The organism is Binatus sp. (SeqCode) (genome assembly GCF_050013435.1).
In the GTDB taxonomy this organism is placed as follows: domain Bacteria; phylum Desulfobacterota; class Binatia; order Binatales; family Binataceae; genus Binatus.
Window position 1 is genome coordinate 65,185 of record NZ_JBEKFG010000002.1, and the last position, 20,252, is coordinate 85,436.

General features: G+C 63.3%; 9 protein-coding genes. 3 read left to right on the forward strand and 6 right to left on the reverse strand.

Annotated features, from left to right (window positions below):
- Window positions 1–9: 9 nt before the first annotated feature.
- The 3 genes from ABSB13_RS00755 to ABSB13_RS00765 all read left to right on the forward strand — a co-directional run bounded on the left by ABSB13_RS00755 (window position 10) and on the right by ABSB13_RS00765 (window position 12,145).
- On the forward strand, window positions 10–1,941 hold the full coding sequence (locus ABSB13_RS00755) for a pyruvate kinase (RefSeq protein ID WP_428104602.1): 1,932 nt from the start codon (window positions 10–12) through the stop codon (window positions 1,939–1,941).
- Between the two features lie 198 nt (window positions 1,942–2,139).
- Window positions 2,140–10,962, forward strand: coding sequence for a glycoside hydrolase family 94 protein (locus ABSB13_RS00760; protein WP_428104604.1), 8,823 nt, complete (start codon window positions 2,140–2,142; stop codon window positions 10,960–10,962).
- A gap of 307 nt (window positions 10,963–11,269) precedes the next feature.
- The gene (locus ABSB13_RS00765) at window positions 11,270–12,145 is read left to right on the forward strand and encodes a hypothetical protein (RefSeq protein WP_428104606.1); all 876 of its coding nucleotides are present in this window, start codon (window positions 11,270–11,272) and stop codon (window positions 12,143–12,145) included.
- A gap of 162 nt (window positions 12,146–12,307) precedes the next feature.
- On the opposite strand, the gene ABSB13_RS00770 is transcribed toward ABSB13_RS00765, so the two are convergent.
- Genes ABSB13_RS00770 through kdpB form a run of 6 tightly spaced genes read right to left on the reverse strand, consistent with a single transcriptional unit; the run spans window position 12,308 to window position 20,236 of the window.
- A complete protein-coding gene (locus tag ABSB13_RS00770) occupies window positions 12,308–13,249 on the reverse strand; it encodes an aldo/keto reductase (RefSeq protein ID WP_428104608.1) in 942 nt (313 codons plus the stop codon).
- Window positions 13,250–13,304: 55 nt separating this feature from the next.
- A complete protein-coding gene (locus ABSB13_RS00775; protein ID WP_428104610.1) occupies window positions 13,305–14,636 on the reverse strand; it encodes a sigma-54-dependent transcriptional regulator in 1,332 nt (443 codons plus the stop codon).
- Complete coding sequence (locus tag ABSB13_RS00780; protein WP_428104612.1) at window positions 14,636–16,423, reverse strand: sensor histidine kinase; 1,788 nt, start codon at window positions 16,421–16,423, stop codon at window positions 14,636–14,638. Before ABSB13_RS00780 ends, ABSB13_RS00775 begins: the two co-directional genes overlap by 1 nt.
- On the reverse strand, window positions 16,420–17,580 hold the full coding sequence (locus ABSB13_RS00785) for a histidine kinase (RefSeq protein ID WP_428104614.1): 1,161 nt from the start codon (window positions 17,578–17,580) through the stop codon (window positions 16,420–16,422). The genes ABSB13_RS00780 and ABSB13_RS00785 overlap by 4 nt, the downstream gene beginning before the upstream one ends.
- Window positions 17,581–17,598: 18 nt before the next feature.
- Entirely contained in the window at window positions 17,599–18,183 is a 585-nt protein-coding gene (gene kdpC, locus ABSB13_RS00790) for a potassium-transporting ATPase subunit KdpC (RefSeq protein ID WP_428104616.1), read from the reverse strand.
- A 10-nt stretch (window positions 18,184–18,193) separates the two neighbouring features.
- Window positions 18,194–20,236, reverse strand: a complete 2,043-nt coding sequence (kdpB, locus tag ABSB13_RS00795; RefSeq protein WP_428104618.1) for a potassium-transporting ATPase subunit KdpB — start codon at window positions 20,234–20,236, stop codon at window positions 18,194–18,196.
- Between the last annotated feature and the right edge of the window lie 16 nt (window positions 20,237–20,252).

The window sequence follows — 20,252 nt, forward strand, 5'->3', positions numbered from 1 at the left end:
TTACGCAAGATGAACTCGAACCGGCACGTCGATTGCACGAATCCTATTGCCGCCGTGAAAGATGAACTCGAATCGCCTTTAGCCAGCCCGGATTCGTTCCAAGCTCTAATCTCGAGGCTTGGTGAAATCCGCCGGTCGCTGATCGGGCACGAAAGCGAACTTCACAAGCGCGCATCGACTGTCCATCCCGCGTATCGAAAAAGCGCGATCAATTTGATCCATTATCTCGCGCTTAGACGCCAGGATATTCGGACGCTCCAGGACGAACTCGCGGCTCTCGGTCTCTCATCGCTCGGCAGGACAGAAGCCCATGTGATGAGCACGCTGGATGCCGTGCTCGTAGCTCTCCATCATATGGCAGGGCGGCAGATTGAAGCGCCGGCGCCCTCGGAATCTCCGGGCTTTCGCGAGGGCAGGTCGATCCTCGCGGCGAATACCGAGGCGCTGCTCGGTCCTGCGCCGGAGCATCGCGCGGTCCGCATCATGGTGACGATGTCGGCTGAGGCTGCCGATGACTATTCGTTGGTGCGCGACCTCGTTTCCCACGGAATGAACTGCATGAGGATAAACTGCGCGCATGATACCCCGGAAATCTGGGACCGAATGGTCAATCATTTGGAGCGCGCGCGCCAGGAATTGGGTTTGCCCTGCCGTATTCTAATGGATATTGCCGGGCCGAAGCTCCGAACCGGGCCGACAGAGCCGGGGCCCCAGGTGGTCGTGTGGCATCCCGGGCGCGATAGTTTTGGACGCGTGACGGAACCCGCGCGAATCTGGCTTACTGCTGCCCAGCCAGGCCGTCCGGCTCCCCCAGGTGCCGACGCGGCATTGCCCGTGCCAGCGCAATGGCTTGATGATCTCAAACCAGGAGAACGCATTCACTTCAAAGATGCACGCGGGAAACGACGAGTTCTCGAAGTGGTCGGCACTGGCGAGGCCGGGCGATGGGCTCAATGCAGCCAAACCGCGTACGTGACTCCGGAAACAGTTTTGATCCGCGTCGACGTGGGCAGCGACGCAAAGCGCGAAGCGCAGGTCGGAGATTTACCGCGCCGCGACCAAGGAATCCTGCTTCGCAAAGGCGACTTCCTGCTGCTCACGGGTGAACCCATCGTGGGCAAGAGCGCTTCGATCGATTCGGACGGCCGGACGCTCAGTCCGGCGACGATCTCGTGCACGCTGCCGGAGGTTTTCCCGATGGTTCGCGCGGGCGAGAAAGTCTGGTTCGACGACGGCAAGATAGGTGGAATCGTGAGCGAGGTCGAACCTGGCGCGCTTCGCATCGAGATTACCGAGGCCAAAGCAGGCGGGAGTCGCCTCGGCGTCGACAAGGGTATTAATCTGCCCGATACGAGCATCAACCTGCCCGCACTTACGCCGAAAGATCTCGAAGACCTTGAGTTTATCGTTCGACACGCGGACCTGGTCGGGATGTCATTCGTGCGCCATGAGCGCGACATCGTTCAGCTTCAATCGCGACTGCTGGAGCTTGGCGGCGGTCATTTGGGAATCATCCTGAAAATCGAGACGCGCCAGGCCTTCGAGCGTTTGCCTAACCTCATGCTCGCTGCGATGCGGCAGCAACCAGTGGGTATCATGATCGCACGCGGAGATCTGGCGGTAGAGTGCGGCTATGAACGGCTGGCGGAAGTTCAGGAGGAAATTCTGTGGATCTGCGAGGCGGCGCATTTGCCCGTCGTATGGGCTACGCAGGTGCTCGAGTCGCTCGCCAAGAAAGGTCAGGCATCTCGCGCGGAAATTACTGACGCGGCGATGGGAGAACGTGCGGAATGCGTCATGTTGAACAAGGGACCTCACATCGTCGCGGCGGTCAGCGCGCTCGACGACATCCTGCGCCGCATGCAGGACCATCAGTCCAAGAAGTCGTCGCGCCTGCGCTCGCTGCATTTGAGAGCGACGGAAGAATCCGAGAAATTGTAGCCTGACTCGGGCCAGGTAAATTGGCGAGCTTCATGTCGAGGCTCGCGGCCCGCGTTCTGATATTCTAAGCGACGGGGCGACGCACGAACGCGGTTGTTCGTCGTTCGCTTTTCGTTGCATCGCGTGCGCATTTTTATTGCGTAGCTCGCGCGTCAGTCAGCCCGTGGCCGGATCGTCCGGATCGAGAGGCAGGTTTTTTTGAACTTCGTATTTTTTCGCGCGCCTAAGAAGCCGGCAGCCTCTTTCGCGCATATCGACGAGCCGATCCGTGCGGAACTGTTCAGTGTCGAGCGCCTGGAACAGCATGGCGAGACGCTGGCGGTCGCGCAGCGCGTCACGGCCTACCCCGGCCGCGGACGGCCGATGGCGGCTCGGGTGCGCGACAACGCGCGAGTATTGCTCGCGGCGTATCGCGGCATCGCGGCCGCAATCCGCGAGGAACGCGCGATAACGCCCGGCGCGGAGTGGCTGGTCGATAACTTTCATGTCGTCGAAGAGCAGATTCGCGAAATTCGCGACGACCTGCCGCGCGGATTCTATCGGCAACTGCCCAAGCTCGCCGATGGCCCGCTGGAAGGCTATCCGCGCGTTTTCGGGATCGCGTGGGCCTACGTCGCGCATACCGACAGCCACTTCGATACGCAGACGCTCGCCAAGTTCGTGCAGGCTTACCAGCGGGTGCAGCCGCTGACGATCGGCGAGCTATGGGCGGTCGCGATTACGCTTCGGATCGTGCTCGTCGAAAACCTGCGCCGCCTGGCTGAACAGATGGGACACAGCCGTGCCGAACGCCGCCATGCCGACCTGCTGGCGAACCGGCTGCTCGGATCCAACGGCCGCGACGCGGAGCCTGTCGAGGCGGTGTTCAAGGATTTGGGTAAGTCGCCGCTATCGGCGGCCTTCGCGGTGGAGATGGTTCAGCGCCTGCGCGATCAGGATCCCAAGGTGACGCCGGCGCTGCGCTGGCTGGACCAGCGGCTGCTGGCGCAGGGGACCACGGCAGACGAGATCGTCCGTCAGGTGCATCAAGGACAGGGCGCGATGAACGTTACCGTCCGCAACGTCATCACCAGCATGCGCCTGATGTCCGCGGTTGACTGGGCGGATTTTTTCGAGAGCGTGAGCGCGGTCGATGCGGTGCTGCGCGCGGCCAGCGACTTTGCCGCGATGGACTTTGCCACCCGCGATCGCTACCGGCATGCGATCGAAGAACTAGCACGAGGTTCGGGGCACACCGAAATCGAGGTCGCTCAAAGTGCGATTGATTCTGCGCGGGGTGCGGCGTCCGAAGTGCCAAACGGCGACGGCGCCAGGGCGCGTCGCGAGCACCATCCGGGCTACTACCTGATTTCAGAGGGGCGTCACTCTCTGGAAGCGCAACTGGGATTTCGCGCCCCGGTCCGCGACTGGGTAGCTCGCGCCCACGCGGCCGCCGGAATCGCGGGCTACCTCGGCACGATCGCGGTGGTTACCGCGATCATCGTCGCAGTCGCCATGCTTGCCATTGCCGACGCGCAAATCGGTGAATGGCCCCGGTTGATTCTCGCGATGCTCGCGATAATCCCCGCCACCGATGCGGCGGTCGCGATCGTCAATCGTGGCGTCACGACTTTCATCGGCCCCGCGATCATTCCCGCCCTCGAGCTTCACGATGGTGTGCCGCCGAGCCTGCGCACGATGGTCGTGATGCCGACTTTGTTGACCACGCGCGACGAGATCGACGAGCAGATCGAGCGTCTCGAGGTTCATTACCTGGCCAGTTCGGACGGCGAGCTGTACTTCGCGATCCTCTCGGACTGGACCGACTCCGCCACCGAATCCGCGCCCGGCGACGACGACCTGCTCGCTGCCGCCACGGCCGGGATTGCGCGCCTGAACCAACGTCACGGGCCGGGGCCGGGCGGCAAGCGATTTCTGTTGCTCCATCGCCGCCGCATCTGGGACGAAGCCGAAGGTGTGTGGATGGGGTGGGAGCGCAAGCGCGGCAAGCTGCACGAGCTGAATCGGCTGCTGCGCGGCGCGACGGATACGACGTTTACCGCATCGGATCGACATCCGCCGGCGGTTCCCGACGCCATCCGCTACGTGATCACGGTCGACGCTGACACGCGCATCCCGCGCGGCGCCGCCAAGCGGATGGTCGGCAAAATGGCGCATCCGCTGAACGCTCCGCGATTCGACAAGCAATCCGGCCGCGTCGTCGAAGGTCACGCGGTTCTGCAGCCGCGAATCACGGCTGCATTGCCGACCCGCCGCGAGGGTTCGGTTTTCCAGCGCGTCTTTTCCAGCACCAGGGGCATGGATCCGTACGCGTTCGCAGTTTCCGACGTCTACCAGGATCTTCTCGATGAGGGCTCTTACAGCGGCAAAGGAATTTACGATGTGGACATGTTCGAAGACGCGATGGCGGGCCGCGTCCCGGACAATACGCTTCTGAGCCACGATCTTTTCGAAGGAACTTTCGCCCGCTCGGGATTGGTTTCTGACATCGAGCTGGTCGAGGAGTTTCCATCGCGCTACGACGTTGCCGCCGCAAGGCAGCATCGATGGGCCCGCGGCGACTGGCAATTGATCCCGTGGATTCTCGGCCATGGTTCCAGCGCCGCCGCGGCATCGACGGCCCCGCGCGACGCCCGCTCTTCGATCCCGCCGCTCGGGCGCTGGAAAATGATCGACAACCTGCGCCGCACGCTGTCGGCGCCGACGTTGTTGCTGGCATTGATCGCGGGATGGCGGCTCCCCGAACCCGCCGCTTTGATTTGGACCGGGTTCATTGTCGCGACGATCGCGACTGCGCCGATGCTTCCGTTCCTCACCGGAATCATCCCGCGGCGGCGCGATATATCCAAGCGCAGCCATATCCGCGCGGTCGTCACCGATCTGGCGGTCGGGCTCGCGCAGCTCGCGATGATGCTGACCTTGCTTGCGCATCAGGCGTGGCTGATGAGCGACGCAATTTCGCGAACGCTCTACCGCTTGTACGTGAGTCATCGCTTGATGCTCGAGTGGACGACCGCGGCGCAAGCCAAGCGCTCGAGCCGTCTCGACGTTCGCGGCTTTTACGCCATGATGGCCGGTGCCGCGGTGCTCGGCGCGGCTGCCGCGATCTTCGTCGCATTCGCAGGCCGGGGCGGCGGATTAATCGCTGCTCCCTTCGTGATCCTGTGGATGCTGTCGCCGGCCGTCGCGCGATGGGCAAGTCTTCCGCCGCGAATCGAAGGCACCAAGCCGCTCTCGCTCGCCGACACGAAGGCGCTTCGACTGAGCGCGCGGCGCACGTGGCGTTTTTTCGAGAAGTTCGTGACCGCGGAAGACAACATGCTCCCGCCCGACAATTTTCAGGAAGACCCCAAACCCGTGCTGGCTCATCGGACTTCGCCCACCAACCTTGGACTGTATCTGCTCTCGGTCATCGCGGCTCACGATTTCGGCTGGATAGGAACCCATGAAGCCGTCGACCGGCTGGGCACCACGCTCGACACGATGAAGCGCCTGGAGCAGTTCCGCGGGCATTTCTACAACTGGTACGCCACCCGCGATCTGCGGCCGCTGGACCCCAAATACGTATCGTCGGTGGACAGTGGCAATCTCGCGGGCCATCTGATCGCGCTCGGCAACGCATGCCGCGAGATAATCGCGCGGCCGGTTGTGGGTAGCCAATGGCTCAAGGGAATCGAAGACTCGATCGCGCTCGTTCGCGAGGCGCTGGTCCCGCTGGCCGCCGACCGCCGAAGCCTCACTGTCACTCCAAAGCAGCTCCAGGAAGCGCTCGACGCCATGGCGCCGCTTATCCAGTCGCAGCCGCAATCCGTGGTGGAACTCACCGCGTGGCTGGCCGAACTCGGGATTCAGAGCGATTCGATCAGCGACATTGCGCGCGCGTTGACCCTGGAGCGCGCCGACTCCGCCGCCGGCGACGTGCTCGCATGGGCTGAAGCGCTCCGCGCATCCATCCGCAGTCATCGACGCGACGTCGAATTGCTCAAGCCGTGGCCAACTCGCAGTGCTGACGACGCGGCTTTCGACGATCCCGTGTCCCAACTCCATTCGATACCGGCTTTGGGCGATCTGCCGGACCTGTACGATGAGGCGATCGGCGGACTCAAGCGCCACAACGGCGAGCACCCGGCTGATGCCGCCGCCAGCGTGGCTGATGCCGCCGCCGGCGCGATTGGCGCCGCGACGGGATCGATCGACCCGGCGCTCGATGCGCTTGCCGGCGCCCGCGATGCGGCCAAAGCGCTCGAGCGGCGACTGACCGGCGTGGCCGCAACCGCGGGCAAGATGCTCGACGCGATGAAGTTCGACTTCCTGTTCGATCCCGCACGCCAACTGCTGTCGATTGGCTACCGGGTCACGGACGGGAGCCTCGACCCCAACTGCTACGACTTGCTTGCTTCCGAGGCGCGGCTGGCGAGTTTTGTCGCAATCGCCAAGGGGGAAGTACCCGTCAAGCACTGGTTCCGGCTCGGGCGCGCCATGACCCCGGTCGATCGCGGCTCGGCGTTGATTTCATGGTCGGGATCGATGTTCGAGTACCTGATGCCGTCGCTGGTGATGCGCGCGCCGCCCGGCAGCCTGCTCGAGCAAACCAATCGGCTGATCGTTCGCCGGCAGATGAAGTACGGCGCCGAGCTTGGAATGCCGTGGGGTATCTCGGAATCCGCGTACAACGCGCGCGACCTCGAGCTCACCTATCAGTACTCGAACTTCGGGGTGCCCGGACTCGGGCTCAAGCGCGGGCTCAGCGAGAACGCGGTGATCGCACCCTACGCTACCGCGCTGGCGGCGATGGTGGATCCGGAAGCCGCCGCGCATAATTTCTCGCGGCTGTTGACCGCCGGCGGGCTTGGGCATTTCGGCTGGTACGAGGCGCTGGACTACACGCCGTCGCGCGTTCCCGAAGGCGAGAGCGTTGCCATCGTGCGCGCATACATGGCGCATCACCAGGGGATGACGCTGGTGGCGCTTGCCGACGCGCTCAACACCGGCGCGATGCGCAGGCGCTTTCACACCGAACCCATAATCCAGGCCACTGAGCTGCTGCTCCAGGAGCGAACCCCGCGCGACGTCGCGGTGGCGCGCCCGCGTGCCGAAGAGGTCAAGGCGGAAGCCAACGTCCGCGAGAGCACTCCGCCGACGATTCGCCGCTTCCATTCGCCGCACGATCTGGTTCCGCGCACTCATTTGTTATCCAACGGCAAGTACACCGTGATGATCACCGCGGCCGGCTCGGGCTTCAGCCGCTGGCACGACCTGGCGGTGACGCGATGGCATGAGGACGTGACCTGCGATTCGTGGGGGACCTATGTCTTCATCCGCGATGTGAACAGCGGCAAGGTCTGGTCGGCGGGTTTTCAACCAGCCGGCGTCGAGGCGGACAGCTACGAAGTCGAGTTCTCCGAGGATCGGGCGGAAATCGTGCGCCGCGACGGCAGCATAACGACCACGCTCGAAGTCGCAGTGTCGCCCGAAGATGACGCCGAAGTTCGGCGCGTGTCGATTTCCAATCTCGGCAATCGCGTCCGCGAGGTCGAGCTGACCTCGTATGCCGAAATCGTGCTGGCGCCCGAGGCGTCGGACACCGCGCATCCGGCCTTCTCCAAGATGTTCGTGCAGACGGAGTTCGATGCGGAGGTCGGCGCGCTGCTGGCGACGCGGCGGCCTCGCTCGCCCACCGACGCGCCGATCTGGGCGGCGCATCTGGCGGTGGCCGAAGGAGAATCCGTCGGCGAGATACAGTTCGAGACCGACCGCGCGCGGTTTCTTGGGCGCGGGCGCGATGTCCGCGATGCGATTTCGGTGATCGACGGGCGCCCGCTCTCGGACACGGTGGGCACCGTTCTCGATCCGATCTTCAGCGTTCGCCGGCGGCTGCGGATACCGGCGGGAGCGACGGCGCGGGTCGCGTTTTGGACCATCGTCGCGCCGACCCGGGCCGAAGCGCTCGACCTGGTGGACAAGCATCACGACTCGAACGCCTTCGAGCGCGCGGTGACGCTGGCGTGGACGCAGGCGCAAGTGCAACTGCATCACCTGCGGGTCGACGCCGACGAAGCGCATCTCTTTCAGCGCATCGCCAATCGCGTGCTCTACTCGGATCCGACCCTGCGGCCTTCCTCCGACCTGCTCAAGCGCGGCGCCGGCGGACAATCCAAGCTGTGGCCCAGCGGGATTTCCGGCGACCTGCCCATCGTGCTGGTTCGGATCGACGAGGTCGGGGATTTGGAGATCGTGCGCGAGCTGGTCCGCGCCCATGATTACTGGCGGATGAAGCGGCTGTGCGTCGATTTGGTGATCCTGAACGAGCGGCCCCCGTCATACGATCAAGAGTTGCAAATCGCGCTCGAGGCCATGGTTCGGTCCGATCCGGCGCGTTCGTCTTCCGACGGGCAAGGCGCATGCGGAAATGTGTTCGTGCTGCGCTCCGATCTGGTTTCGGTCGAGCTGCGAAACGTTTTGCAGACCGTCGCGCGAGCGGTGCTGCTCAGCCGCCGCGGGACGTTATCCGAGCAAGTCAAACGCCTCGAGATGTTCGAGCCGGCGGCGGCGCCGCCGCGGCGGCGAACCCCCGCGGCAGGCCGGGCGGAGACCTCAGCGCCGCGGCGCGAGCTCGAATTTTTCAACGGCCTGGGCGGGTTTGCGGCCGACGGCCATGAATACGTGACGACTCTCGGCGAGGGACAATGGACGCCGGCGCCGTGGATCAACGTGATCGCAAATCCATCGTTCGGCTTCCAGGTCTCGGTCGAGGGCGCGGGTTACACCTGGGCAATCAACAGCCAGCAGCATCAGATTACCCAGTGGTCAAACGATCCGGTGAGTGACCGTCCCGGCGAGGTGATCTACGTTCACGACCTCGATACCGATGAGCTGTGGGGACCGACCGCGAACCCGATTCGCGAGGATGTCGCGCCGTACGTCGTTCACCACGGCCACGGCTACAGCGTCTTCGAGCACACCGCCCACGGTATATCGCTCGAGCTGACGCAGTACGTGCCGCTGGACGACTCGATCAAGATTTCGCGGCTTAGGATTCGAAATCTTTCGACGCGCGCGCGGCGTTTGTCGATCACCGCGTACGTGGAATGGGTGCTCGGCACTGCGCGCGGCGCATCCGCGCCGTACATCGTGACCGAGATCGAGCCCGAGACCCACGCGGTACTCGCGCGCAACTCCTTCAGCACCGAATACGGAACCCGAATCGCATTCGCAGACTTGAACGGCCAGCAACAGTCGTGGACGGCGGACCGAACCGAGTTTCTCGGCCGCAACGGCACGCTGGACAATCCCGCGGCGCTCGCGGAAGGCAAGCCGCTGTACGCCAGGGCCGGAGCCGCGATCGATCCGTGCGCGGCGCTGCAAACCACCCTGTCGCTGAAATCCAACGCTGTGACCGAGGTCGTTTTCTTTCTCGGCGAGGCGGAAAACAGGGCGGCGGCGATTTCCTCGATTAAAAAATATCGCGGCGCGGACCTCAATTCGGTTTTGTCCGCCGCTGTGCATCGATGGGACGGCCTGCTGAACACAGTTCAGGTAAAGACTCCAGACCGTGCGATGGACGTCATGCTCAATCGATGGCTGCTGTATCAGACCCTGGCGTGCCGCGTCTGGGCTCGATCGGCCTTCTACCAGGCCGGCGGCGCGTACGGCTTTCGCGATCAGCTCCAGGACGTGATGGCGTTGACGGTGGCGCAGCCCGCCACGGCGCGGGAGCAACTGATCCGCGCGGCGGCGCGCCAGTTTGTCGCCGGCGACGTGCAACATTGGTGGCTTCCGCCCGCGGGCCAGGGAGTCCGCACCCGCATCGCCGACGATCGCGTCTGGCTGCCGTTCGCGGTGGCTCATTATATTGAGGTGACGGGCGACTTGGGTATTCTGGACGAAACAGTCCCCTTCCTCGACGGTCCGGAGCTGCATCCCGGCCAGGATGAATCGTTCTTTCAGCCCACGGTCTCCGAGCAGCGCGGCACGATCTTCGAACACTGCGCGCGCGCGCTCGACCATAGCCTCGCGGTTGGCATCCACGGGATCCCGCTGTTCGGGTCGGGCGACTGGAACGATGGCATGAACCACGTCGGCGAGGCGGGCAAGGGCGAGAGCACGTGGCTCGGCTGGTTCCTTTACACGACGCTGCTGGAGTTTGCGCCGTTGGCGGAAATCCGCCGCGAGGAGGCGCGCGCATCGGCGTGGCGGCGCAACGCAACCGCGCTTGCAGGATCGCTGGAGCGCGAAGGATGGGACGGCAACTGGTATCGGCGCGGCTACTTCGACGACGGCACGGCACTCGGCTCGGCTGGCAATCTCGAATGCCGAATCGATTCGATTGCGCAGTCGTGGAGCGTAATCTCCGCCGCCGGAAGTCCGGTCCGCGCTGCTGCCGCGATGGCGGCGGTTGACGAATACCTGGTCCGTCGCGAAGACGGCCTGGTGCTGCTGTTCACCCCGCCGTTCGATCGCACTCCGCAGGACCCCGGATATATCAAGGGCTATCCGCCCGGCATCAGGGAGAACGGCGGCCAATACACGCACGCCGCGCTGTGGTCCGTGATCGCGTTTGCGATGCTCGGTGACGGCGACAAGGCGGGCGAATTGTTCTCGCTATTGAACCCGATCAATCATGCGAACACGCGCGCCGGAATCCATCGCTACAAAGTCGAGCCGTACGTCGCGTGCGCCGACGTGTACTCGATGCCGCCGCACGTCGGGCGGGGAGGATGGACATGGTACACGGGCTCGGCGGGATGGATGTATCGGGCGGGTCTCGAATGGATATTGGGCTTTCGCCTCCACGGCAAAGCGCTACTGATCGATCCCTGCATCCCGAGCAAGTGGCCGGGGTTCGAGATCGTCTATCGATACGGCTCGACCCGATATGAAATAGCGGTCAAAAACCCACGCAGCGTTAGTCGCGGAGTGAGCAGCGTGGAGCTCGACGGCAAGGCGCTCGCCGGGCGCCCGGCGCAAATCGCGCTGGCCGACGACGGCATCACGCATCGAGTGCGGATTGTACTTGGCTGATTGTGCGACGACCGGCGATAGTAAAGTGAGTATTGGAAATATATTCAACTAGTTCGTTCCCTTGAGAACAGTATTCACGATACTAGTATTAATCATTTTGACATTTCGAATTTCTAAATATATTATCAACTGGTCGGAATCGATATAGGATTCGAGGCCGACTCTGATCCAGCCCAACAGTGGCCTTTCCGCTCGCCTTCGACCACGTTCCGCTAGACCATCGCAAATCGTCAAAGCATAAGGCTCGAGGAGATCCGCGCGCGGCGACCCGGTTTCACGGTATTCGTTGCCCATGGAAATAAAATTGATGAAAAACAAACTGAGAAAGACGATTACCTTGTCTGGCGCCATTCTGGTGCTCGCGTTCGCAGCGCCGGCGTTCGCGCAATACGGTCCCGGCTACGCCGGCCCGGGCTACTACGGAGGCCCCGGAGAAGCCGGATGGGGCGCATATGACAATAGTCACGCCTGGCATGGCGCCCGATGGTGGCATCAGCACGACATCATGTGGTTCTACGCCAATCATCCGGAATGGGCCGTGATGGACGCGCTGTGGCTCATCCAGGATGGCGACTACGACAACTACGGCACCTGGCACGATGCCTACTGGTGGCATCAGAACAATCCTGACTTCTTCTACGCCAATCATCCGAATTGGATATCGTGGGATTCGCAGTGGCTTGTTCAGGACGGCGCCTACGACGCCCAGCACAACTGGCATTATGGCCAATGGTGGTACAACCAGAACCCGAGTTGGGTTACCGCAAACCATCCCAACTGGGTTAGCCAACACCAAAACTGGGTGAGTAACACTGAGCCGCAAAACCATCGGGCCGTCATGCGGACGGTGAACGAGGGAACTCAGCCCAGTCGCCCGCAACAGGCCTCCAATCAACCCAAGCAGGTGACTCAGCACAAGGCTGCAACCGACCAGCGGAATCAGGCGAATCGTCAGGATCAAGCGTCGCGCGAACAGCAGACGAAGCCAGCGGCTCGCCAGCAGGCGCAAGTCCAGCAGAAGGACCGTCAACCGCAGGCCACTCAACAACGGCAGCAGGCGCGTCCGCAGCAAGCCGCACATCAGCCGGCGGCCCACCAGCAGCAGTCGTCTCGCCAGCGACCTGAAGAGAACAGGCAAGCGAGTGCGGGTCACGAGGGCGGAGAGCGCGAAGCGAAGAAATAACCGCGGGCGCGATACCGCCTGAACGGGCGTATCGCGCGATACTCAGATCGAATGGCCTCGCCGGTCCTTACGCCGGCGAGGCCGCTTCATGTCAACTGCAGATAGAAAATCGGCAACGCCGCTCCACTCATAGCGGCGATTGACCGGAGCGACCTATGTCGCTTAGCGGCGGGTGAGCTTGTCGACCTCGGCCAGTTCCTCGGCGGACAATTTCCAATTTCCCGCCTTCACATTCTGGGTGACCTGCTCGGGGCTGGTCGCGCCGGAAATTACGCTGGAAACCTCCGGCTGCGACGCGAGCCATCCCACGGCGAGCTCGAGCATCGTGTGCTCGTGGCTGCTCGCGAATTTCTCGAGCCGTTCGAGCGTCGCGAAATTTTCGTCGGTGAGGGCCTGCTGCGCCATCCGTTGCACTAGAGAAAGCCGCGTGCCCTTTGGCGGCTCGGCGCCGCGCCGGTATTTCCCGGTCAGAAATCCGCTAGCCAGTGGAAAGTAAGGCAGGATACCTACTCCGAACTGGCGGCATGCGGGGACGAGCTCGCGCTCGATGCGGCGGTCGAGCAAGTTGTACTGGTTTTGCGCGGAGATGTACGAGGCAAGTCCGCGGCTGCGCGATATCCAGAGCGCATCGACGGTTTGCCACGCGGCGAAGTTGCTGCATCCTATATAGCGGACCTTGCCGGCGCGAACGAGATCGTTCAGCGCCTCGAGCGTTTCCTGTTGCGGCGTCTCCGCGTCCGGGGCGTGAATCTGATAGAGATCGATATAGTCAGTGCCCAGCCGTTTAAGGCTCGCCTCGGCGGCTGCGATGATGTAGCGGTACGACGCGCCGCGCAGATAGGGACCGTCGCCCATCGCCATGCCGAATTTGGTCGCGACGACGACCTCGCGACGGCGATCTCCGAGCGCCTTGCCAAGCAGCTCTTCGGAGCCGCCGCGATTGCCGTATATGTCGGCGGTGTCGAACAGCGTGATGCCGTCGTCGAGCGCCTGATGCACCACGGCGCGCGTCTGCTCCGCGTCGCATCGCATGCCAAAGTTGTTGCATCCCAGTCCGACGGCCGAAACCTTGAGTCCCGAGTTGCCGAGCTTGCGATATTCCACGATTGCTCCTTTCGGCGTGCGGCTTCAGCATCCCGCCAACCGCGGCCGCTTGCGGCTATTCGATTCCGTAGCGCCGGCGCTTGCGCCACAGCGTCGTGACGTTGATGCCGAGCGTGTCGGCGGCTTCTTCGAGCGTGGCGCTGGCGGCGAGCACGCGCGCGATGTGGCCGCGCTCGACTTCATCGAGGCTGGCAGCGTTGGGGATGCCGGTGAGCGCCTCGGGCGAATCGTGAAACAGGGAATCGGGCAGGTCATCGGGGGCGATCGTCTCGCCGTGCATCAGGACGGTGCCGCGCTCGATCGCGTTGCGAAGTTCGCGCACATTTCCGGGCCATCGATAGCGCGTGAGCGCCGCGGTCGCTCCGGGTGAAAATGCCAGGCCGGGATGCGAATTGCGCACGGCGGCGACGCTCAGCAGCCATTGCGCCAGCGGCAGAATATCCTCGCGGCGTTCGCGCAACGGAGGCACGCGAAGGGTGATGACGTTGAGGCGGTAATAGAGATCCTCGCGAAAGTGATGCGTGGCGACTTCGGACTCGAGGTCGCGATTGGACGCGGCGATTATTCGCGCATCGACGTGAATCGTGCGTTCGCCGCCGACGCGCTCGAAGTTCTGATCCTGCAGAAAGCGCAGGAACTTGGTCTGCAGCGTCGGCGTCAAGTCGGCAATCTCGTCGAGGAAAACGGTCCCGCCGTTGGCCGCCTCGAGCCGCCCGGGCTTGTCCTTGACCGCGCCGGTGAACGCACCGCGGACGTGCCCGAACAACTCGCTCTCGAGAAGTTCTTCCGAGAGCGTGGTGCAATTGACGATGACGAACGGCTTGCTCTGGCGCCGGCTCCATCGATGGATCTGCCGCGCGATAACGTTCTTGCCGGTGCCGCTCTCACCGGTGAGCAGAATAGTCGCGTCGCTGGCGGCGGCCTGACGGGCAGTTTCGAGCAGGTGTTGCATCGCGGGGCTGCGCGAGTCGAGCAACGGCTCCTCATCGATGGCGCTGCGCAGTACGCGATTTTCCACCTGAAGCACCCCGACGTGCAGCGCCCGATCGACGGTGTGCTGAATCTGTTCGAGCGAGAACGGCTTGGTGACGTAATCGTAAGCGCCGGACTTCATCGCCTCGACGGCATTTTCAACGGTCGCATAAGCAGTCATCAGAATTACCAGGCACTCGGGGGCGCGCCGCTTGATCTCGCGCAGCAGTTCCAGCCCGCTCATCTCGGCCATCCGGTAGTCGGTCAGAACCAGATCGAACTGCGTCTCGGCAAGCAGAGCCACGGCCTGCTCGCCGTTCTCGGCCGCGCGAACCTCGTGGCCAAGCGACTCGAAAAATGAGACGAGACTTCGGCGGATATTGCGCTCGTCATCGACGATGAGCAGCTTGGCCATCAAATCTCCTGCGCGGCGGGAATTTCCACGATGAATCGGGAGCCGTGAGAGTTGGCGTTCTCGACGAAAATCCTGCCGCCATGGGCCTCGACGATTTCCTTGACGATCGACAGACCCAGCCCGGCCGATCCCCTTTCGAGCCCGCCAGAACCGTACTGCACGAAACGCTCGAAAATATAGTCTTTCAGCTCGGGCGGAATTCCGGGCCCCGAGTCGGTGACTTCCAGCCGCGTGGCCTGCTTGGCGGCGAGCGTCGAGACTGTGATAGTTCCGCCAGCCGGGGTGTAGCGCAGCGCGTTGCCGAGCAAGTTTGAAATCACCCACGAGAGCTTGACCGGGTCACCAATGATCTCGGGCACCGCTCCGATGTGCTCCTGGATCTCGACGTGCTTCTCGCGCGCCTGGATTGCGAAGCGCCTGGTCACGTCGGCCGCCAGCCGGGCAAGATCGAGACGCTCTTGCTGGACGGCGATCGCGGGGATCTCGCCGCGCGCGAGGTTGAGCAGGTTGTCGGTAAGCTGACGCATCCGCGTGCATTCTTCCAGGATCACCTGCAGCAGTTCGCTGCTCTTCGGATTTGAATCCGGCATCTCGCGGCTCAGCAGCTCCGCCGACAGCGCCAGCGAGGTGAGCGGGGTCCTGAGTTCGTGCGACAGGGTGGCGACCAGGTTGGTGCGGGCGCGATCCTGATCGCGGATGTAGGTCACGTCCTGCAGAATCAACAGCGTGCCGAGCGACTTGCCGACCGTATGATGAAGCGGGACAGCCTTCAGCACGTAGGAATGAGCGCGGCCGCGGACGTGAAGTTCGATTTCAGTGCGCTGGCCGGCCGGCCCGGCCCTCTGCAGTGTGCGCAGCGCATCGCGAACGCGGAGGTAATGAGGATGGTTGCTGCTGAGATCGTCGAACGGACTGCCCAGTGCGTCCTGAAGATCGACGCCGAGGATCAGCGACGCGATCTCATTTATGTGCGCAACGATTCCTTCCGTGTCGATTAGCACGACCCCGTCTTCGAGGCTCTCGATGATCGCTTCGGTCTTGCTCTTTTCGTAAACCAGCCGCTCGACGTTGAGCTTGTCGTACTGCTCGAGTCGCTCGGCCATCTGGTTGAACTCGCGCGCGACCGCCTCGAGCTCGGCCAGCGGCTGAGGGCCAAGCCGCACCTGCGACTTGCGCTGACTGATTCCGCGCAGCCGCTCGGCAAGTTCCGTGAGTGGGTTTGAGAGCCGCCAGCCCAGCCCCCACGAGACGGCGGCGCCCACCAGCAGCACCAGCGCAAGCCCGCCGGCGAATTCGTACGCGAGCCGCCGGCCCAGCCTTACCGAGCGGCTATCGGCGCGAAACATCGCGACCCTGTTCATCGCGATCAGATCGTCGAGGCGGCCGTTCAACTCGGCGAATTCGCGATCGTGAAACGCGCCGGGCGGCGCGGCGGCGATGCCGGCAAACAGATGGTTGCCCCGCCGGGCGATATCGGCGGCGAGTTCAGGCTCGCCGCTTTCAGTAAGGTTGTGATTCTCGACGTCGATCCACTGCATGAAATTTTGCCGCGCACTGGGCAGGACGTCCCTGGCTTTGCCGTCGCGCTCGGCGACCTGCAGCGTCGTGAGCGCGGCGTGCATGTTCTGTGCGGCCTCGATGCTGATGTAGTTGCGATAGAGGGTCTCGCGGATTGCCCCGCCAAGCGAGTAGACCCGCGGCAGCGTGTAGAGTCCCAGCACAACGACCAACGCCAGCATCAGCAAGGTACCGTTGCGAATTTGGCGTTGCAGCGACGGCGCGCTCATCGCGGTTCCTCCCGTTCTTCGGTCGCGACGATTTCCACGTCGAGGTCGCGCGCCTCCGCAACCAGCTGCGCCGGCACGTCGCCCTTGAGCCACCGGCGCCATCGCGGCTGATGGGTCCGGCCGACGATTAGCTTGGTCACGCCCTTGTCGTGCGCGAAGTCGATCAACGCCTTGACCACATTGTCGGACTTGAGCCACACGGTCTCTGCGCCGAGGTCGCTGGCCACATTGATGTTGTTGAGCAGCGCGACGAAATCGCTGGTGCCGATATTTTTCACCGACTCGGCGGGCGTCTCGATATGCACCGCGAACCATTCGGCGTTGAGCTGTCCGGCGATGCGCGAAGCCTTGCGCAGCAGCTGTCCGGTGTCGGCGGCGTTGGACGAGATTCCGACCATGATGCGCTCGATCACGTTCGCGTGGCGGCCGCCCTCGCGCTTGAGCGCTTCGCGATCGACGCGCTGGCGGTCCAGACTGCGCGCGACCTCGCGCAGCGCCAGTTCACGCAGCGAGGCAAGATTGCTCGGTTTGAAAAAATTCTTCAGCGCATTTTCGATCTGCTCTTGCGGGTAAATCTTCCCCTCGCGCAGTCGTTCGCGCAGCGCCTCCATCGGCATATCGATGTCAACGATTTGATCGGCGCGCGCAAGGAACGAATCGGGTACCGTCTCGCGCACGTCGATGCCGGTGAGGCGCCTCATCACCGCGTTGAGACTTTCGACGTGCTGGATGTTCATGGCGGTAATCACGTTGATGCCGGTCGTGACGATCTGCTCGACGTCCTGGTAGCGCTTTTCGTGGTTGGAGCCGGGGACGTTGGTATGCGCGAGCTCATCGACGATAACAACCTCGGGCTTGCGCGCGATGATCGCATCGACGTCCATCTCTTCCAGCGTAACGTCGCGGTATGAAATCTTGCGGCGCGCAACGATCTCGAGGTTGCCGATCCGCTCTTCCGTCTCGCGGCGGTTGTGCGTTTCAACGAAGCCAAGCACGACATCCACTCCCCGATCGCGGAGCTGATGCGCCTCCTCGAGCATCCTGTATGTTTTGCCTACGCCCGCGGCGGCGCCGATATAGATTTTGAGCCGTCCCCGTTGAGTTTGGGGCACAAGATCGAGAAAAGCTTCGGGCTCAGGCCTTTTTTCATCGTCCATTCAAGTCGCGGGAGTTGCTCAGCCATGACTTCCCGCGGCGCGATCGAGCGCCAGGTTCAGCAGCAGGACGTTTACGCCCGGCTCACCGAAGATTCCCGCCGATCGCGGCCGCGTGTTCTCGGCAATCAACTGCCGGACCTGATCTTCGCTTATGCCGCGCGCGTGGGCAACACGCGCCACCTGAAGGTCGGCGGCGGCGGGACTTATCTCGGGATCGAGGCCGCTGCCTGAAGCCGTCACCAGGTCCACCGGAACCTGGCGCGGATTGGCGGCGGGGTTGCTCTCGATGAAACTCTTCAGCCGCAACTTGACCGCGTCGATCAGCGCCTTGTTGGTGGGCCCGAGATTCGAGCCGCTCGAGTTGGCGGCGTCGTAGCCCTTGTCACCCGCGGCGGAAGGCCGGCTCTGAAAATAGCGGGGCGACGAAAAATTCTGGCCGATGAGGCTAGAGCCGACGACCTTGTTGCCCGCAACGATCAGGCTGCCGCCTGCCTGGGCCGGGAAAATCGTTTGCGCAATGCCCCATACTGCCAGCGGATAGACGATGCCGGTGAGTACGGTGAGCACGGTAGTCGCAACGAGTGCCGTTATGAAGTTTCGCACGGATTTGACCTCAGGCGAGATGGAGCGCCGTGACTATGATGTCGATGGCCTTGATAAAGATGAACGGAATGATCACGCCACCGACGCCATAGATAAAAAGGTTGCGGGTTAGAATGGCGGCCGCGCCGACCGGACGGTAGCGCACGCCGCGCAGCGCCAGCGGAATCAGCGCGACGATGATCAGCGCGTTGAAAATTACCGCCGACAGAATCGCGCTCTGCGGCGTCGCCAGATGCATCACGTTGAGCCGCTGCAGCTGGGGATATTCGACGATGAACAGCGCCGGGATGATAGCGAAGTACTTGGCGACGTCGTTGGCGATCGAAAACGTCGTCAAGGCGCCGCGCGTCATCAGGAGTTGCTTGCCGATCTCGACGACTTCCATCACCTTGGTCGGATTCGAGTCGAGGTCGATCATGTTGCCGGCCTCGCGCGCGGCCTGGGTGCCCGCGTTCATCGCGATCCCGACGTCGGCCTGCGCGAGCGCGGGTGCATCGTTGGTGCCGTCGCCAATCATGGCCACCAGTTTGCCCTGGTTCTGCTCCTCGCGAATCAGGCGCAGCTTGGTTTCGGGAGTGGCTTCGGCCAGGAAGTCGTCCACCCCCGACTCCTTGGCTATCGCCGCGGCGGTCAGCGGGTTGTCGCCGGTAATCATGACGGTGCGCAAACCCATCGCACGCAGCCGCTCGAAGCGCTCGCGGATTCCTTCCTTGACCATGTCCTTGAGATAAATCACGCCGAGCGCCTTGGACTCGTCCGCGACGACCAATGGAGTCCCACCGCTGCGCGCGATGCGCTCGACGATCGCCTTCAAGTCCGTCGGCGGCGTGCCGCGATTTTCCTGGACGAAACGTATGATTTGGTCGGCAGCGCCTTTGCGGATTCGACGCCCGCCGATGTCAACGCCGCTCATCCTGGTCTGCGCGGAAAACGGTATGAAGGTGGCGCCGTCCTCGCCGAGTTCGCGGCCGCGCAGGTTGTATTCGCGTTTGGCCAGCACGACGATCGAGCGTCCTTCGGGAGTCTCGTCGGCCAACGATGCGAGTTGCGCGGCCTCGGCGAGTTCGCGCTTATCCACGCCCTGCACCGGGATGAACTCCGCCGCCATCCTGTTTCCGAGTGTGATGGTTCCGGTCTTGTCGAGCAGCAGGGTATCGACGTCGCCGGCTGCTTCAACCGAGCGGCCCGACATCGCGAGCACGTTGTGCTGCACCAGGCGATCCATCCCGGCGATTCCGATCGCCGAGAGCAATCCGCCGATGGTCGTCGGTATCAGGCATACCAGCAGCGCCACCAGCACCGGCAGCGCCAGCCGCGTGCCGCCATACAGCCCGAACGGGTAGAGCGTAACGACGACGAGCAGGAAAACGATCGTGAGGCCGGACAGCAGAATGCTGAGAGCGATTTCGTTGGGCGTTTTCTGACGCTGCGCGCCCTCGACCAGCGCGATCATGCGGTCCAGGAAGGTCTCGCCCGGGTTGGCGGTGATCTTCACCTTGATCCAGTCGGAGATCACCGTGGTCCCGCCCGTGACGCCGCTGCGATCGCCGCCGCTTTCGCGAATCACGGGTGCGGATTCGCCGGTGATGGCGGCCTCATTGACCGCGGCGATGCCCTCGATGACTTCGCCGTCGCCCGGAATGACGTCGTTGGCGGCGACCATTACGACGTCACCGCGCCGGAGCTGCGCGGCCGGCACGAGTTTCGTCTGGCTGCCTTCGATGATCAATTTGGCCTGGGTTTCGGTGCGAGTCTTGCGCAGGTTGTCGGCCTGCGCCTTGCCGCGGCCTTCCGCCATTGCTTCGGCGAAATTTGCGAACAGCACGGTGAACCACAGCCACAGGGCGATTTGAAATTCGAACCCGGCCAGCGCCATCCGATGAGCCAGCAGGTCGCGAAGCAGCGTGAACATCACCAGCACGCTGGTGACCTCGACGACGAACATCACCGGATTCCTGATCATCAGGCGCGGATCGAGCTTGATGAACGATTCGATCGACGCGCGCGAGACGATTTCGCGATTCCAAAGTGCGGGAGCCTTACGATCACTCATGGTTGAAACACCAGAC

What these genes read in the sequence shown, in the direction of transcription:
- ABSB13_RS00755 (WP_428104602.1), top strand. Translation starts at nt 10, where the DNA reads ATGAACTCGAACCGGCACGTCGATTGCACGAATCCTATTGCCGCCGTG.
- ABSB13_RS00765 (WP_428104606.1), top strand. Translation starts at nt 11,270, where the DNA reads ATGAAAAACAAACTGAGAAAGACGATTACCTTGTCTGGCGCCATTCTG.
- ABSB13_RS00775 (WP_428104610.1), bottom strand. Translation starts at nt 14,636, where the DNA reads ATGGCCAAGCTGCTCATCGTCGATGACGAGCGCAATATCCGCCGAAGT.
- ABSB13_RS00780 (WP_428104612.1), bottom strand. Translation starts at nt 16,423, where the DNA reads ATGAGCGCGCCGTCGCTGCAACGCCAAATTCGCAACGGTACCTTGCTG.
- ABSB13_RS00785 (WP_428104614.1), bottom strand. Translation starts at nt 17,580, where the DNA reads ATGGACGATGAAAAAAGGCCTGAGCCCGAAGCTTTTCTCGATCTTGTG.
- kdpB (WP_428104618.1), bottom strand. Translation starts at nt 20,236, where the DNA reads ATGAGTGATCGTAAGGCTCCCGCACTTTGGAATCGCGAAATCGTCTCG.